Source organism: Gluconacetobacter tumulisoli, from assembly GCF_014174155.1.
GTDB classification, from domain to species: domain Bacteria; phylum Pseudomonadota; class Alphaproteobacteria; order Acetobacterales; family Acetobacteraceae; genus Gluconacetobacter; species Gluconacetobacter tumulisoli.
Genome location: NZ_JABEQM010000013.1, coordinates 25,556 through 40,307, shown reverse-complemented (window position 1 = coordinate 40,307; position 14,752 = coordinate 25,556). Strand labels below are relative to the sequence as shown.

General features: G+C 66.2%; 13 protein-coding genes and 1 pseudogene. 6 read left to right on the top strand and 8 right to left on the bottom strand.

Annotation, left to right across the window (positions count from 1 at the left end; translation table 11 throughout):
• Positions 1 to 81 precede the first annotated feature (81 nt).
• The gene (locus HLH28_RS14495) at positions 82 to 1,458 is read left to right on the top strand and encodes an MFS transporter (protein WP_182960445.1); all 1,377 of its coding nucleotides are present in this window, start codon (positions 82 to 84) and stop codon (positions 1,456 to 1,458) included.
• Positions 1,459 to 1,484: 26 nt separating this feature from the next.
• Here HLH28_RS14495 and oxlT read toward each other — a convergent pair whose 3' ends face one another.
• The 3 genes and pseudogenes from oxlT to HLH28_RS14480 all read right to left on the bottom strand — a co-directional run bounded on the left by oxlT (position 1,485) and on the right by HLH28_RS14480 (position 4,247).
• Positions 1,485 to 2,690: an oxalate/formate MFS antiporter gene (gene oxlT, locus HLH28_RS14490; RefSeq protein WP_182960443.1), complete on the bottom strand. Its 1,206-nt coding sequence runs from the start codon at positions 2,688 to 2,690 to the stop codon at positions 1,485 to 1,487.
• A gap of 386 nt (positions 2,691 to 3,076) precedes the next feature.
• Positions 3,077 to 3,335 (bottom strand): annotated as a pseudogene (locus HLH28_RS14485) (hypothetical protein); the annotation flags it as partial.
• A gap of 219 nt (positions 3,336 to 3,554) precedes the next feature.
• Positions 3,555 to 4,247: an HAD-IA family hydrolase gene (locus tag HLH28_RS14480; RefSeq protein WP_182960546.1), complete on the bottom strand. Its 693-nt coding sequence runs from the start codon at positions 4,245 to 4,247 to the stop codon at positions 3,555 to 3,557.
• Between the two features lie 333 nt (positions 4,248 to 4,580).
• Between HLH28_RS14480 and HLH28_RS14475 the strand changes: the two genes are divergently transcribed.
• Positions 4,581 to 4,934, top strand: a complete 354-nt coding sequence (locus HLH28_RS14475) for an ArsC family reductase (RefSeq protein ID WP_182960441.1) — start codon at positions 4,581 to 4,583, stop codon at positions 4,932 to 4,934.
• A gap of 27 nt (positions 4,935 to 4,961) precedes the next feature.
• On the opposite strand, the gene HLH28_RS14470 is transcribed toward HLH28_RS14475, so the two are convergent.
• Together HLH28_RS14470 and HLH28_RS14465 are read right to left on the bottom strand one after the other, a co-directional pair.
• The gene (locus HLH28_RS14470) at positions 4,962 to 5,171 is read right to left on the bottom strand and encodes a heavy-metal-associated domain-containing protein (protein WP_182960439.1); all 210 of its coding nucleotides are present in this window, start codon (positions 5,169 to 5,171) and stop codon (positions 4,962 to 4,964) included.
• Between the two features lie 53 nt (positions 5,172 to 5,224).
• A complete protein-coding gene (locus tag HLH28_RS14465) occupies positions 5,225 to 7,651 on the bottom strand; it encodes a heavy metal translocating P-type ATPase (protein WP_338029747.1) in 2,427 nt (808 codons plus the stop codon).
• 263 nt (positions 7,652 to 7,914) lie between these two features.
• Here HLH28_RS14465 and HLH28_RS14460 point away from each other — a divergent pair, with 263 nt between their 5' ends.
• On the top strand, positions 7,915 to 8,211 hold the full coding sequence (locus HLH28_RS14460) for a hypothetical protein (RefSeq protein ID WP_182960435.1): 297 nt from the start codon (positions 7,915 to 7,917) through the stop codon (positions 8,209 to 8,211).
• A 15-nt stretch (positions 8,212 to 8,226) separates the two neighbouring features.
• Here the strand turns inward: HLH28_RS14460 and HLH28_RS14455 are convergent, their stop codons facing one another.
• Positions 8,227 to 8,796 (bottom strand): HNH endonuclease, encoded by a 570-nt coding sequence (locus HLH28_RS14455; protein WP_182960431.1) that lies wholly within the window; start codon positions 8,794 to 8,796, stop codon positions 8,227 to 8,229.
• Positions 8,797 to 8,969: 173 nt separating this feature from the next.
• On the opposite strand from HLH28_RS14455, the gene gluQRS reads away from it, so the two are divergent.
• From gluQRS to HLH28_RS14440, 3 genes are all read left to right on the top strand, one after another.
• Positions 8,970 to 9,869, top strand: a complete 900-nt coding sequence (gene gluQRS / locus HLH28_RS14450) for a tRNA glutamyl-Q(34) synthetase GluQRS (protein WP_182960429.1) — start codon at positions 8,970 to 8,972, stop codon at positions 9,867 to 9,869.
• A gap of 122 nt (positions 9,870 to 9,991) precedes the next feature.
• Positions 9,992 to 11,194, top strand: coding sequence for a pyridoxal phosphate-dependent aminotransferase (locus tag HLH28_RS14445; protein WP_182960427.1), 1,203 nt, complete (start codon positions 9,992 to 9,994; stop codon positions 11,192 to 11,194).
• 12 nt (positions 11,195 to 11,206) lie between these two features.
• Positions 11,207 to 12,421 carry a pyridoxal phosphate-dependent aminotransferase gene (locus HLH28_RS14440; RefSeq protein ID WP_246396224.1) on the top strand — a complete coding sequence of 405 codons (1,215 nt, stop codon included), beginning with the start codon at positions 11,207 to 11,209 and terminating at the stop codon, positions 12,419 to 12,421.
• Between the two features lie 6 nt (positions 12,422 to 12,427).
• On the opposite strand, the gene HLH28_RS14435 is transcribed toward HLH28_RS14440, so the two are convergent.
• The gene (locus HLH28_RS14435; protein WP_182960425.1) at positions 12,428 to 13,843 is read right to left on the bottom strand and encodes a hypothetical protein; all 1,416 of its coding nucleotides are present in this window, start codon (positions 13,841 to 13,843) and stop codon (positions 12,428 to 12,430) included.
• Positions 13,840 to 14,739: an ABC transporter ATP-binding protein gene (locus HLH28_RS14430; RefSeq protein WP_182960423.1), complete on the bottom strand. Its 900-nt coding sequence runs from the start codon at positions 14,737 to 14,739 to the stop codon at positions 13,840 to 13,842. The genes HLH28_RS14435 and HLH28_RS14430 overlap by 4 nt, the downstream gene beginning before the upstream one ends.
• Positions 14,740 to 14,752: the final 13 nt, after the last annotated feature.

Genomic DNA, 14,752 nt, shown 5'->3' with positions numbered 1-14,752 from the left:
ATGCCGCCGCGCGATACCCCCACATATCGCGCGGGTACCAATAAAGTCGGGAAAAACCCGACATAAACGCAGGATTTCAAAATGGAACATCAAGATTCCATGGACCGTGCGATCCGTAAATCGCTTTGGCACGTCGTGCCGGTGATTACGATCATGTTCGTCCTGGCCTATCTCGACCGTGCGAATATCGGTTTCGCCAAACAGGCGTTCCAGCACGATACCGGGCTGAGCAACGCGGCCTATGGATTCGGTGCGGGCATTTTCTTCATCGGATACGCCATTTTCGAAATACCTAGCAATATCCTGCTTTATCGTGCGGGCGCGCGTCTGTGGCTCGGCCGGATCATGATCACCTGGGGGATCGTTTCCGCATGCATGATGTTCGCCCACACCGCGCCGCTTTTCTACGCGCTTCGATTCCTGCTGGGCTTGAGCGAGGCCGGATTTTTCCCCGGCATCCTGCTCTATCTGACATTCTGGTTTCCGCTGGAGGTGCGGGCGCGGGCAACCGGTTATTTCCTGGTCGGCGCGCCCCTGGCCTTTATCGTCGGCGGTCCGATTTCGGGCGCGCTGCTGTCCCTGGAGGGGTCGGCCTATGCGTTCGGGCTGCATGGATGGCAGTTGATGTTCCTGGTGGAAGGCGTGCTTGCGGTTTTGATGGGGATCTGGGTCCTGCTGCGGCTTGTCGAGCGTCCCATGAGCGCACCCTGGCTGGCCGAGGACGAGAAGACCGCGCTGACGCAGGAAATGGAACGTGAGGACGCCCGCAAGATCGAGGCCGGACCGGCGGGGATTTCCGCAACGTTCCTCGATCCCCGCGTCATGTTTCTGTGCGTCATCTGGTTTCTTGTCCAGGTCTGCGGCTATGGGATCTATTTCTTCCTGCCCGTGCAGATCGCGACCATTCTTGGGACGCATGTCGGCCTGATGGTCGGAATCGTGTCGGCGGTTCCGCCGGTATGCGCCCTGGCGGCGGTGCTGTTCGTCCCGCGCCTGTCGGAGCGGCTGGCCGAACGTCGCACGATCGCGGCGCTGGTGTTCATGGCAGGGGCCGCCGGTATTGCCGTGTCCGCGCTGGCGGCCGGCCGGCCCGTCATCGCCATCATTGCGCTCTGTGTGGCGGCGGCCGGGCATCTGGGGGTACAGCCGCTGTACTGGACCTTTCCGTCCAGCTATCTCGGCGGGGCGGCGGCCGCATCGGGGCTGGCGCTGATCAATGCCTTCGGCAATCTCGGCGGGTTCGTCGCACCGAACATCCGGGTCTGGGCGGAAACCGAATTCCAGTCGCAGAATGCGGGGCTGTATGTCCTGGCCGCGAGCACCTTCTGCGGGGCGCTGATGATCCTGGCGCTGCGGCGGTTCGCCATTGACGGCTATACCGCCCCCCGGATGGGCGCGGCGCACCGGCAGGCAGGCAATCCGGCCGGCGAACGGGCCCCGGCGACACCGGGGCTCTGATCGCCGGGACGGCCCTGGGGCCCGTGTCAGCCCCCTTGCAGGAAGCGGCGGCGCATGGGGCGCAGCACGGCAATCGCCAGCAGCGCGGTCAGCAGATCGCCGCCAATGGCGCAGGCAAAGACCGGGAACCAGGCGCCGCTGGCCTGATGCAGCCACGCCGCCAGGGGACCGCCGAACACCGCGCCGACGCCCTGGGCGATATAGAGCAGCCCGTAATTGCGCGAGGCATCGCGCGTGCCGAACGTATCGGTCAGGGTCGCGGGAAACAGGGAAAAGATTTCTCCCCAGCCGAGGAACACGACACCGGACAGCAGTACGAAGGCAACCGGGTGGTGCGCCAGGGCCAGCCAGCAGCTCAGCGCCACCGCCTCCAGTGTGAAGGCGAAGGCCATTGTCCGTTCGCGTCCCATCAGATCGGATATCCATCCGAACAGGGGCCGTGTCAGGCCGTTGGCGATACGGTCCAGCGTCATGGCCAGCGGCAGCGCGGCCATGCCGGCGATGGCCAGGTGGGCCACCTTGAAATCGATGGCGATCTGCGCGAGTTGCGAGGTGACCATCAGGCCCGAGGTCGCCATCGTCGTCATCATGAAAAACATGACCCAGAACACGGGTGTCTTCACGACCACCGACGTGGAATAGCCATTGACGTCTTCCAGGATGTCCGGATCGGCGTCCGGCGTGCGCAGGAACCAGGCCGCCACGATACCGGCGATGGCGATCAGCGCGCCGAACACGGTCATCGTGCCCCGCCATCCCGACCCCGCCAGCATGTGCGCGATCGGAAAGGTGGTCAGTATCGCGCCCATTCCATACCCGGCCGCCGCCGCGCCGGCGGCCATGCCGCGGCGCATCGGAAACCACTGCATCAGCAGCGACACGACGCCCACATAGACCGTGCCGGTGCCGATCCCGCCCACCACGCCATATGTCAGATAGAGCATGGTCAGGCTGTGCGCCTGCGCCGCCGCAACCCAGCTCAGGCCCGTCAGCACGATCCCCGCCATGATCAGGTTGCGTGGCGGCACATGCCGCGCGAACCACCCCTGTATGGGGGAAAACAGCGTCTGCAGGATGATCAGCAGCGAAAAGGTGACCTGCAGCGCGGCGGCGCTGACGCCGAAATCCGTCCTCAGCATCGGTGTGAACAGGGTCCAGACATATTGCGGAGACGATATGGCCGCCATGCAGGCCAGACCTGCGATCATCTGGCGCCATCTGGGCTGGATCATGAATGTGTCCTCTTGCGGAGATCCTGACCACATCGGAGTGATCTTGCCCGGTTCCGGAGGCGGCGCGGTTGGGGCCCCCGAAGGGCCGGACGGAATGTCCAGCATGACGCCTGCCGCCATCGTTGCACAGCCGTATTCAGGTTCCGCCGGATTGCTTTTGCGCTCGTCCGCTGCTGATGGGGGCGCCGTAAGCCGGCCGCCTATGCCGCGTGGTGTGACCAGCGCAGGAGATTGTGTCGCGTGGATTGCGGGCCACGGGGGCGGAGCATGCAACTGTCCCGGATCGCGATGATGTTCGTGGAATTGTCGAGGGTCGAGTGCAGGTAGACCTGCACGCCGGAAAGGCGATGGACCCGGGAGGGGGGCCTCCCGCGATGCGATTGCGGTGCGGCGGGCGCCTGCTGGCCGTCGAGCGTGTAGGCCAGGATGTAATCGCCCGAGCGGCTGCCCAGGCCGCGTGCCCATCCGCCGTCGCCGATATTGTGCATATCCGTCGGCAAAGGCAGGTTGGTCTGCGTTGGAAGGGACCGGTGTCGCGGGTGGCGCCGATCGGATGCTGCCAGACGATCTTCCTGGTTAGCAGGTCGATGACCGTCAGCATGCCTCGGACCAGGTGCTTGCAGGGATCTGCAGCGGGTTCAGATACGCGTCGGCGCGATATCCCCATACCGTCGATGCACGCAATGGGCCGGAAGCAAACGCGTACTACGTCAAGGCGATCTATCTCTGGTGAAAAGGGGCTCTGGCGGAAAGGCGCGGTTGGAAACGGCGCCAGCCCATGATCGGGGCACGCGCCCCCCGTGACATGATCCCTGTTTCGCGCACCCCGCCGGCGACGTGGTCGCGGGCGGGGTCGTGGCGGGGTCAGGCCGCCTGCTTCTGGTCCATGAGCGTTTCCAGAAGCGGGGAGAACTCGGACAGATGCGCGATGCGGAACAGGCCCGGCCATTCCGGTGCCGGCTTGTCGGGCGCGCGCAGCAGGACGCAGGCCATTCCCGCCCGGCGGGCGGCTTCGACACCGGCATCGGAATCTTCCAGCACGATGCATTCTTCCGGTGCCACGCCCTCCGCCCGGGCGGCGTGGAGATAGATATCGGGGCGCGGCTTCGGCATGTCGAGATCGCGTCCGGAATGGATGCGTTCCTTCTCCAGGACGCTGTCCAGGCCCGTGTTCTGAAATTTGGCGTCCATTTCAGCGCCCGACGAGTTGGAGCCCACGCGGATGGGCAGGCCAAGCTGAATGACGGATTCCAGCATGGCTTCCGCCCCGTCGACGGTCTCGGCTTCCGTCTTCATCATGTCGACGATGCGGTTCTGCATCATCATGTCCCAGTCGGCCGGGATGTCCTGCCCGGTCTTCTGGCCGATCAATTCGCCGATTTTCGCAAGTTCGCCGCCAGTAAAGATCCGGTGCGCCTGACTATCCGTCAGATCCCAGCCATATTTCCGGGCTTCCTGCGCCATCAGGGCTGTTGACTGGCGTTCTCCATCAATAAGAACCCCGTCGCAGTCAAATATAACAAGACTAATTTTTCCGTCGGAACACGGGATCTGAATGGAGGATGGGGAGTTAAGTGTCGATAAAGTCAATAGATTCTCCTGTCATGCAATAATATTGCAGAATTGTTTATAATCTATTTTTATTGATCAATAGATATTTAAATGCATGATGTATTTCAAGGCTTGAATTATGTTTTGTTTTTCGCTATCAATGTAGCATCGCCTTGATTTTGGAGCGCGCGATGTTCGATCGCCCGGGACACGTCGCCTGACGTCACGCCAGCCATCCGCTTGACGCTCCGCTCAGCCCTTCGACCTGGACACGATCCGTTCTAAGGTCGGCGCAAGGCGCGATGCCGCGCCAATCCTGAAGCAGGAGCAGGCGATCCTATGCCGCGTTTGGTTACGATCCATGGCATCAAGGCGTGCGATACCATGAAGAAGGCCCGTGCGTGGCTGGAGGCCCATGGTGTCGATTACGTTTTTCACGATTACAAGACCCAGGGCATCGCGCGGGATGTGCTGGAGGGCTGGGTACGACAGGTCGGCTGGCCCACCCTGCTGAATCGGGCCGGAACGACATTTCGCAAATTGCCCGATACGGACAAGACCGATCTGGATGAGGGGCGCGCCGTGGCGCTGATGACAGCCCAGCCGTCGATGATCAAGCGGCCGGTTCTGGATGTGGACGGCGCGCTGACCGTGGGCTTCAAGCCCGAGGTTTATGCGGCGCTGTTCGCCTGACAGGCGGCAGGGCAGGAGTGCCCCTGTTCAGGCCGCGACGTCGTAGCCCGCATCCTCGACCGCCGCGCGCAGGCGAACCGGGGTCGTGCGGGCGGCGTCGTACGTGACGTGGGCCTCCCCCGTGTCCAGCGCGACATCGGCGGAGGATACGCCATCCGAGCGTTCCAGCGCCTTCTTCACCGCGCTGACGCAGCCGTTGCAGGTCATGCCTTCGATTTTCAGCGTCGTCGTTTCCATCGTCGTTTTCCCATTTCTGTCCCTGTCCGCGGTTCGGATGGTCGTCCGTCCTTTCAGTTATGTGCCGCAGGGGCCTTGCGCAAGACCGGCTTCCATCGGTTGAGCAGCAGGGAGTTGGACACGACCGACACCGAGCTCATGGCCATCGCGGCCCCGGCGATGGCGGGGTTCAGCATGCCCAACGCCGCCAGTGGCAGGCCCAGCACGTTATAGACGAAGGCGAAGAACAGGTTCTGCCGCACCTTGCCCAAGGTGGCGCGCGACAGGTCCATCGCATCGATCAGGCCGCCCAGTTCGCTGCGCATCAGCACGACGTCGGCGGTATCCAGCGCGATATCCGATCCGCTGCCCATCGCGATGCCGATATCGGCGGCGGCCAGTGCCGGCGCGTCGTTGATGCCGTCGCCGACCATGCCGACGACCCGGCCGGGGCCGCGGCGCTTCTCGATTTCGTGTGCCTTGTCCTCGGGCAGGACGCCGGCGATGATGTCGTCCAGCCCCAGTGCTTGGGCCACCACCGATGCAATGCGGGCATTGTCGCCGGTCAGCATCACCAGTTGCAGCCCCCGGGCCCGCAGGGCCGCCACGCTGGCGGCGGCGTCGGGCCGGATCCGGTCGGCCAGGGCAATATAGCCCAGGACGCGTGTGCCGTCCGCTACCCCGACCACGGTCTTGCCCTGCTGTTCCAGTCGTTCGGCGACCGCCCCGTCATCGATGCAGCCGTTTTCGGCCAGAAAGCGTGGGGAGCCCAGTCGCAGCATGCCGTCGGCCGCCCCGCCATGCCCATCATCGGCCCTCAGGCCCTGCACGCCACGTCCCGGGACGGCCCGCACGTCGCGCAGCGCGACCGCCGTCACGCCCGCGTCCGCGGCATGGGCGGCGATCGCGCGGGCCAGCGGGTGTTCCGAATCCCGTTCCAGCCCGCAGGCGGCGGACAGCAGCCGGTCGGCCGATATGCCGTCGTTGGGGACGATGTCCGTTACGCCGGGCCGGCCTTCGGTCAGGGTGCCGGTCTTGTCCATGATCAGGGTCGTGATCGTGTGGGCGCGTTCCAGGGCCTCGGCATTGCGGAACAGCAAGCCCGCCCGCGCGCCCAGGCCCGTGCCCACCATGATGGCCGTCGGCGTCGCCAGTCCCAGCGCGCAGGGACAGGCGATCACCAGCACCGCGATCGTGCCGGTCAGCGCCCCCGCCGGGTGGCCGGTCGCCACCCAGCCGGCGACGAAGGTCACCAGTGCGATCGCCAGCACCGCCGGGACGAAGATGGCGGATACCCGGTCCACCAGATGCTGCACCGGGTCCTTCGTTCCCTGCGCCTGCTGCACCATGCGGACGATCCGCGAGAGGGTCGTGTCGGCACCGACGCGCCGGGCGCGGACATGCAGCACGCCGTCGCGGTTGATGGTCGCGCCGAAGACCGGATCGCCCGCCTGCCTGCCCACGGGGATGCCCTCGCCGGTCAGCATGGATTCGTCGATGTCCGACCGGCCGTCGATAATGGTGCCATCCACCGGGATGCTCTCGCCCGGCCGGACGACGAACAGGTCGCCGACGCGCAGGGATGCCACAGGGCGGTCCACCAGGGTGCCATCGACGACGACATGCGCGATCTGGGGCTGCAGGCGGATCAGGCCCTCGATGCCCGCGCGGGTGCGGTCGCGGGCGCGGGCCTCCATCACCCGGCCCAGCAACACCAGCGTGATGACGGTGGCGCCGGATTCGAAATACACCGGTCCGGGCAGCGCCAGCACCAGCGCCGCGGTGCTGGCCAGCCAGGCGACGCTGGTGCCCATGACCACCAGCACGTCCATGTTCGCCCCGCCGCCCCGCAGTGCATTCCAGGCGTGGCGATAGAACGACCGGCCGCAGACGAACTGCACCACCGTTGCCAGTGCGCATTGCAGCCACAGCGGCAGCAGGTCGTGAACGCCCGCCAGCATGGCCGCCATTCCCGCCAGCAGAGGCGCGGTCAGGATCGCGGACAGGACGAACAGGCGGATCTGCCGCCGCCCTGTCGCGGCGTGGCGCGCGGCCTCGTCGTCCGGCGTTTCGTCGCGGGGCAGGCTTGCGCCGTAACCCGCCTTTTCGACCTGGCGGATCAGGATGTCGGGATCGGCCAGGCCGGGGATGTAGTCGATTTCGGCCCGGCCGCTGGCGAAATTCACATGGGCGTCCACCCCGGGCAGGCGATTCAGCACCTTCTCGATCCGCGTGGCGCAGGCGACGCAGGTCATGCCCTCGACCGTCAGTCCGACATGGCGGGCGGGGACGTCGTATCCGGCCTTGCGGATCGCGCCGACCACATGATCCAGCGCTGCCGGGTCGTCCGGCAGGCCCATCGTCGCGGTCCCGGTCGCGAAATTGACCTGGGGCGTGACGCCGGGCAGGCGCCCCAGCACCTTCTCGATGCGGGTGGCGCACGCGGCGCAGGTCATGCCTTCGACCGGCAGGGTGACCGACCGCCCGATGCTGGTATTCACGACGCGCCCTCCGGTTCTGGACCCGTTGGAAACGTGCGACCGGGGCAGGGCGCCGTCAACTGCGCCGGCGGACGGCCCCGGGCCTGCGTACCCTGTCATGCGCCGGGCGGGACAGGTCCCCCGGATGGCGGTCTATCGTCCGGTGACGATCCATGGCAGGTTGCGCGTAGACAGGGCGCGGCATCCCGGCAACAGGACGCCGTACCCGGATTGGGTGATGTGGTGGGCGATCTCGCACGGCGGGGGCCCTGACGGCGGTCGAGATGAAGCGGAAGAACTGGGCGGGCCTGGGTATGATCGCGTGCGGCGCGGTCCTGTTGACGGGATGTTCGTCGGAAATCGGGCGGCGTCCCTGGGATAGCGACGTATCCTGCCTGCGTGCCCAGATGGGGGCGGAACTGAAGCTCAGTTTCCCGCTGGCGGCGAATACCTGCCAGAGGATGACCGACCATGGAGTGGTCATCGGATCGAAGAACCCGCAGCCGATCCCGCTGAACCTGCGCGGTGCGCCGGATCTGCAGAAGCTGGCCGACGAGTACGGATACAGCTACACGCAGTAGGACGAAATCGGGCTTTCAGGTGTCCAGTTCGCTGTCCCAGTAGAGATAGTCCCGCCAGCTTTCATGCAGATAGTTGGGCGGGAACGACCGGCCGTTTTCCTGCAATTCCCATGTCGAGGGCTGGGACGGGGTACGGCGGGGATACATGTGCAGTTCGTGCGGCATGCGCGAGCCCTTGATCAGGTTGCAGGGGCTGCAGGCCGTGACGACATTTTCCCAAGTCGTGCGACCGCCCTTGCAGCGCGGGATCACGTGATCGAAGGTCAGGTCGTGGGTGGGAAGCCGGTCGAGGCAGTACTGGCAGGAAAAATTGTCGCGGAGGAAGACGTTGAAGCGGGTGAAGGCCGGCCGCCGGGCGGTAGGGATATAATCCTTCAGGGCGATGACGCTGGGCAGGCGGAGCGACCGGCTGGGCGAGCGGACCTCCTCGTCATACTCGCTCAGGACCGAGACACGATCGAGGAAGACCGCCTTGATCGCGTCCTGCCAGGACCATAGCGACAGCGGGAAATAGGACAGCGGCCTGAAATCGGCATTGAGAACCAGGGCCGGATAGTGCGGACTGCCAGCAAGCAAGGGGCGCATCCTTTCGCGATGCCGCCACACCATCACTCGGCGTTGTACTCAGAACCGAACGCCCAATGATATGCGCCGTTGAGAACCTGCCGCCTATATCGCAAACATTCCCCGTTATCGCAAGGGAGAGGCCGTCGCGCGACCGCCCCCATGCGGCGGGACGCAGCCAGGGGAGGCGAGAAATGGCGGCATCATCCTGTTTTCGTGACGGAAAGGATGAATGCATCACCCGGTTCGCCCCCAGTCCGACGGGCTATCTGCATCTGGGGCATGCGGCCTCGGCGCTGACGGCCCGACGGTTGGCGCACGATTCGAGGGGACGCTTCCTGCTGCGGATCGAGGATATCGATCCGGTGCGCTGCCGCCCGGATTATGCCGATGCGATCATCGAGGACCTGGCCTGGATCGGGATCGAATCCGAGGGACCCGTTCGCCGCCAGTCCGCGCATCTGCCGGATTATCGCCGGGTTCTGGACGCGCTGTCGGCGCGGGGGCTGCTTTATCCGTGCTTCTGCACGCGCGCCGAGATCGCGCGGGAGGCACAGGAGGCCGCGCATGCGCCGCATCGCGCGCCGGACGGCACGCTGGCCTATGCCGGGACCTGCCGCGCCCTGTCGCCCCAACAGCGCGTGGAGAGGATGCAGGGCGGCCGGCCCTATGTCCTGCGCCTGGACATGGCGCGGGCGCTGCGCGTGACGGGAGGCGACATCGTGACGTGGCACGAGCGCGGGCAGGGCCTGCAGACCGGTCGGCCGGGCCTGTTCGGCGACGTGGTGCTGGCCCGCAAGGATATCCCGGCCTCCTACCACCTGTGCGTTACCCATGACGATGCGGCGCAGGGCGTGACCCTGGTCAGCCGGGGCGAGGATCTGCGCCCCGCCACGTCGATTCATCGCCTGTTGCAGGTCCTGATGGGCTGGCCGGAACCCGAATATGCCCACCACACGTTGCTGCTGGATGAAGCGGGGCGACGCCTGGCCAAGCGTGATAGCGCCCTGACGCTGCGTGCGATGCGCGCGGCGGGCATGACGCCCGACGCGGTCCGGGACGCGGCGCTGGGCCGCCACGCCCCCGTGCCGTAGGGCAACCGTCGCCGGGCTGGTGCGCGCGGTTTGCATCGCGCGCGGATCTGCGGTTTCCTCGCCCGCCGGTTCGCATTACGGTGTGGCCGCTTTTTCTTTCGTTTTTCTGGATCTTCGGTGTCATGGATCTTATCGCCGCCCGTCTGAACAAGGTCAGCCCCAGCCAGACCATCGCCATTTCGACCAAGGCGCGGGCCCTGAAGGCCGCCGGAAAGGACATCATCAGCCTGTCCGCCGGCGAGCCGGATTTCGATACGCCGCAAAACATCAAGGACGCGGCAATCCGCGCGATTGCCGAGGGGCAGACCAAATATACCGACGTCGCGGGCACGCTACCGCTGCGCCGCGCGGTGGCCGAACGCTTCCGCCTCGATTCCGGCCTGGATTACACGCCCGACGAGATCATCGTGTCGACCGGCGGCAAGCAGGTGATCTTCAACGCCATGGTGGCGACGATGAACCCGGGGGACGAGGCGATCATCCCCGCGCCATGCTGGGTGTCCTATCCCGATATCGTGGCGCTGGCCGACGGCACGCCCGTCATCGTGCCGTGCCCGGCCGAAACCGGGTTCAAGCTGCGGGCCGAGGATCTGGAGGCGGCGATCACGCCGCGCACCAAATGGTTCTTCCTGAACTCGCCGAACAACCCGACCGGGGCCGCCTATTCGGCCGAGGACCTGCGGCCGATCTGCGACGTGCTGCTGCGTCATCCGGATATCTGGATCTTCACCGACGATATCTATGACAAGCTGGTCTATGACGGGTTCGTCCCCGCGACGATCGTGCAGGTCGAACCCCGCCTGCGCGACCGGACGGTGACCATGAACGGCGTGTCCAAGGCCTATGCCATGACGGGCTGGCGCATCGGGTTTTCCGGCGCCCCGGCGGCCCTGACCAGCGCCATGAACAAATTGCAGAGCCAGTCGACGTCGGGCACCTGCTCGATCAGCCAGGCGGCGGCGCTGGAGGCCCTGTCCGGCCCGCAGGATTTCATCGGCGACATGGTGCAGGCCTATCAGGGGCGGCGCGACCTGGTGGTCAGCATGCTGAACCAGGCGAAGGGCCTGCACTGCCAGAGGCCGGAAGGCGCGTTCTATGTCTATCCGTCGCTGGAAGGCTGCCTGGGCAAGACCAGCGCGGGCGGGACGGCGATCGTCGATGACGAGGCCTTCGTGACCGCCCTGCTGGAGGAAGAGGGCGTCGCGGCCGTTCACGGCGCGGCCTTCATGTTCCCCGGCCATTTCCGCATTTCCTACGCCACCGACACCGACAGCCTGCGCGAGGCCTGCGCGCGCATCCAGCGCTTCTGCGCCGGCCTGCGCTGACGGGTGGAGACGATGATGGAGGTCGAACCGGGTTTTGCCGGCCGTACGGAGCGGCTGGCGTCGCCCGCCACCATCGCCATGGCCGTTCGCGCGCGCGCGTTACGCGCCCAGGGGCACCAGGTCCTGTCGCTGGCACTGGGCGAGCCCGACTTCGCCACCCCCCCGGCGGTGATCGAGGCCGCGCATCGCGCGGCGCTGGACGGGCAGACGAAATATCCGCCCGTCGACGGCACCCCGGCGCTGAAGGCCGCGATCGCGCGGAAGTTCGCGCGCGAAAACGGCCTGGTCTACGCGCCGTCGGAACTGATGGTGTCGAACGGCGGCAAGCAGGTGATCTTCAACGCCTTCATGGCGACGATCGATGCGGGGGATGAAATCGTCACCCCCGCGCCGTACTGGGTCAGCTATCCGCTGGCGGCCCAGCTGTTCGGCGGCGTCCCGGTCTTCGCCGATTGCCGCGAGGAAGACGGGTTCCGCCTGTCCGCGGCGGCGCTGGAGGCCGCGATCACGCCCCGGACACGCTGGGTCGTGCTGAATTTTCCCAGCAACCCGACGGGCGCCGTGATTACCCTGGCGGATCTGGAGGCGATCGCCGACGTGTTGCGCCGGCATCCCGGGATCTGGATCCTGTCCGACGAGATCTACGAACATCTGGTCTTCGATGGCGCGCGGCATTATTCCCTTGCCGCCGTCGCGCCCGACCTGAAAGCGCGGGTCCTGACCCTGAACGGGGTTTCGAAATCCTATGCCATGACCGGTTGGCGCGTCGGCTATGCCGGCGGCCCGGAACGCCTGATCCGCATGATGACGCGGGTGCAGGGGAACGCGACGTCGGGTGTATGTTCCATCAGCCAGGCCGCCGCGGCCGCCGCATTGGACGGTCCGGCCGAACTGATCGCCGAAATGCGCGATACCTATGCCCGCCGCCGCACCATGGTGGTCGAGGCGTTGCGCGCCATTCCCGGCGTGACCTGCGCGATGCCACAGGGGGCGTTCTACGCCTATCCCGGCATTGCGGCCTGCCTCGGCCGGACCAGCCGGGGCGGCCGCATGCTGGTAACGGACGAGGATTTCGCCTTCGCCCTGCTGGATGAGCAGCATGTCGCCTGCGTCCATGGCAGCGCCTTCGGCAAGGGGCCCTATCTGCGCCTTTCCTGCGCCACGGACGACGAAACCCTGCGCGAGGCCTGCGCCCGGATTGCGGCGTTCGTGGACGGGCTGGCCTGAAGCGCGCTATTCCCCGTCGAACGGCCAGTCCATGCGGGCCAGCTGCCGGGGCGCCAGCCGCGAGACTGCCAGCCCCGCCACGAAAATCGACAAGGCCGTGACGATTGCCGCGCCGGCATGGTCGTCGCGGTACAAGGCGACCGGATTGGCGAGGGCCATCGTCATGTAGGCTGCGATCCCGGCCATGACGGTGACGCCCTTGCCGCCCTGTTCCCGCCACAGCAGGGGAACGGACGATCCATGGCAGGCGCCGACGAACATCAGGACCAGCAGCAGCCCCAGCCATCCGCCCGCCGCGGCCGGCACGCTGCCCAGAAGGACTTCGAACAGCATGACGGGCGCGACGATCCCGACCCCCGTCAGGATGGCGTTGACCAGATAGGCCCCGAACATCGCCCGTGCGAAGGCCAGGCGGCCCCCATATCGTCCGGCCATGAAGAAGAACGGCCAGTCCTTGCGATTCATCAGCCAGTTGTTCAGCCCCATGAGCGCGAGGGACGGAAGCGTCAGCAGATTCGTTCGCGCGGCGTGAAGGAAGAGTCGATCAAACGCTTCGCCATTCACCATGCTCAGGACGGCCGCCATGACGGCGCTGAGGATCAGCATGACGGCAACCGAGACCAGCGCCGAAAGCAGGATGCCCAGCGGCCCGATGGGGCGTGACAGGGTCGGCGGCAATGGCGCCTGCCGCAGCCGGGCCGGCTGCCAGAGCAGCAGGCGCCTGAACATCGCGCGTGCGCGGCCCGGTCTTGCCGTGGCGATCGGCCGGGCGTCGGCCAGGCTTTCCGCGCGCTCATGTTCGGCCTGGGTGCGGCCGACGTGATGGGTCATGCTCAGGACCACGAGCGCGCCGGACAGGGCCACGACGCCACCAGCCAGCGGCCATGGCAGGAACAGGAGCCAGACCTGCCATCGCGGCATGAAGATAAGCAGCAATCCGCCTGCCACCAACAACACGCGCAGCGATTTTTCCCACGGCTTCTGGCCGCGCACCGGACGGATGCCCGCCCCGAAGGTAAAGCTGGCGGCGACGAACGCGGCCGAGCCCGCGGCCGGCAGGCCGCACCACAGCAGCGGAATCGTCAGCAGCACGAACAGCAGGCCGACGACGCTGAGGCCCGCGTGGAGTTCCGCCGCCAGGAAACCCGGAATCGTCACGGCGATCGCGTCGCCGACCTGGCGCCAGTAATAGGTGCCGATACTGGCCATGCCCATCAGTGCGGCCATGAACAACGGATTGAATTCAGCGTGATCCAGTGCATCGGTCGTGCCATGCCCCAGTCCGGGCGCCACCCGTTCGATCCAGCCGGGTGTCAGCACCAGAAAGGCCAGTGCGGAATAGACGTTGGGATTGCCGATGATGAACGCGCGCGAGGCATAGTTGCGCAAGGCCGCCCGATAGCATGCCCAGGCCGAAATCATCGGGTGATTTCCAGAAACGCGGCCTCGAGGTCGGGCGTGCGGATGTCCGCCCTGTCGGCCAGGTGCCCGCGCATGGCGTCGCACCAGCCGTCGACCAGGATGGCGCCCGTCGCGGTGTCCGTTCCCAGGGGTTTCAGGGGCAGCCGTCCGTCCAGCAGGTCCGCCGGCAGTGCCGACGCCCCCGCGGTCGGCACGATCCAGCGGATCGATTCGCGGAAACGGGCCATCGGCGTGTCATGCACGACCCGCCCCCGTGCGACGAAAAGGGCGCGGGTCGCAACCTTCTCCAGATCGGACAGGATGTGGGAGGAGATCAGCACGCTTCGTTGCGAACCGGCGCAGTAATCGGCCAGCAAGGCCATGAAATCGCGCCGCGCCTGCGGATCGAGGCTGGCCACAGGCTCATCCAGCACCAGGAAATCGGGCTGATGGCGAAAGGCCAGCACGATGGACAGGCGTTGCTTCTGTCCACCCGACAGGCTCTTGACCCGCGCGGCCATGTCTAGGTTCGCCCAGGCCAGCAATGCCGGATCGGGGGGCGGTGGCGGCACGGCGTAGAACGTGCCCAGGTAATCGATCAGTTGCCCCACGCGGAACGAGGGAAAGGCGTTCATGGCCTGGGGCACATATCCCATGCGCGCACGCGCTTCGGGCGGCAGCTCCCCCGCCTCGTATCCGAAAATCCGTGCACTGCCCGAATTCGGCAGAAGAAAGCCGAGCAGGCAGCCGATCAGGGTGGATTTTCCAGCCCCGTTCGGTCCCAGCAACGCCACGATTTCCCCCGGGGCGATCGAAACCGACATGCCATCCAATGCCCGGCGCGTGCCGAAAATCTTGACCAGGTCGGTGATGTCAACCACCGACCGCTCGGTCGCATGGGGCGCTGCATGCGTCATTGGATTCCTTACC

Coding starts and splice junctions, on each gene's coding strand:
- oxlT (WP_182960443.1), bottom strand. CDS start 2,690: ATGATCCAGCCCAGATGGCGCCAGATGATCGCAGGTCTGGCCTGCATG.
- HLH28_RS14440 (WP_246396224.1), top strand. CDS start 11,207: ATGATGGAGGTCGAACCGGGTTTTGCCGGCCGTACGGAGCGGCTGGCG.
- HLH28_RS14475 (WP_182960441.1), top strand. CDS start 4,581: ATGCCGCGTTTGGTTACGATCCATGGCATCAAGGCGTGCGATACCATG.
- HLH28_RS14455 (WP_182960431.1), bottom strand. CDS start 8,796: ATGCGCCCCTTGCTTGCTGGCAGTCCGCACTATCCGGCCCTGGTTCTC.
- gluQRS (WP_182960429.1), top strand. CDS start 8,970: ATGGCGGCATCATCCTGTTTTCGTGACGGAAAGGATGAATGCATCACC.
- HLH28_RS14445 (WP_182960427.1), top strand. CDS start 9,992: ATGGATCTTATCGCCGCCCGTCTGAACAAGGTCAGCCCCAGCCAGACC.
- HLH28_RS14460 (WP_182960435.1), top strand. CDS start 7,915: ATGAAGCGGAAGAACTGGGCGGGCCTGGGTATGATCGCGTGCGGCGCG.
- HLH28_RS14435 (WP_182960425.1), bottom strand. CDS start 13,843: ATGATTTCGGCCTGGGCATGCTATCGGGCGGCCTTGCGCAACTATGCC.
- HLH28_RS14430 (WP_182960423.1), bottom strand. CDS start 14,739: ATGACGCATGCAGCGCCCCATGCGACCGAGCGGTCGGTGGTTGACATC.
- HLH28_RS14495 (WP_182960445.1), top strand. CDS start 82: ATGGAACATCAAGATTCCATGGACCGTGCGATCCGTAAATCGCTTTGG.
- HLH28_RS14470 (WP_182960439.1), bottom strand. CDS start 5,171: ATGGAAACGACGACGCTGAAAATCGAAGGCATGACCTGCAACGGCTGC.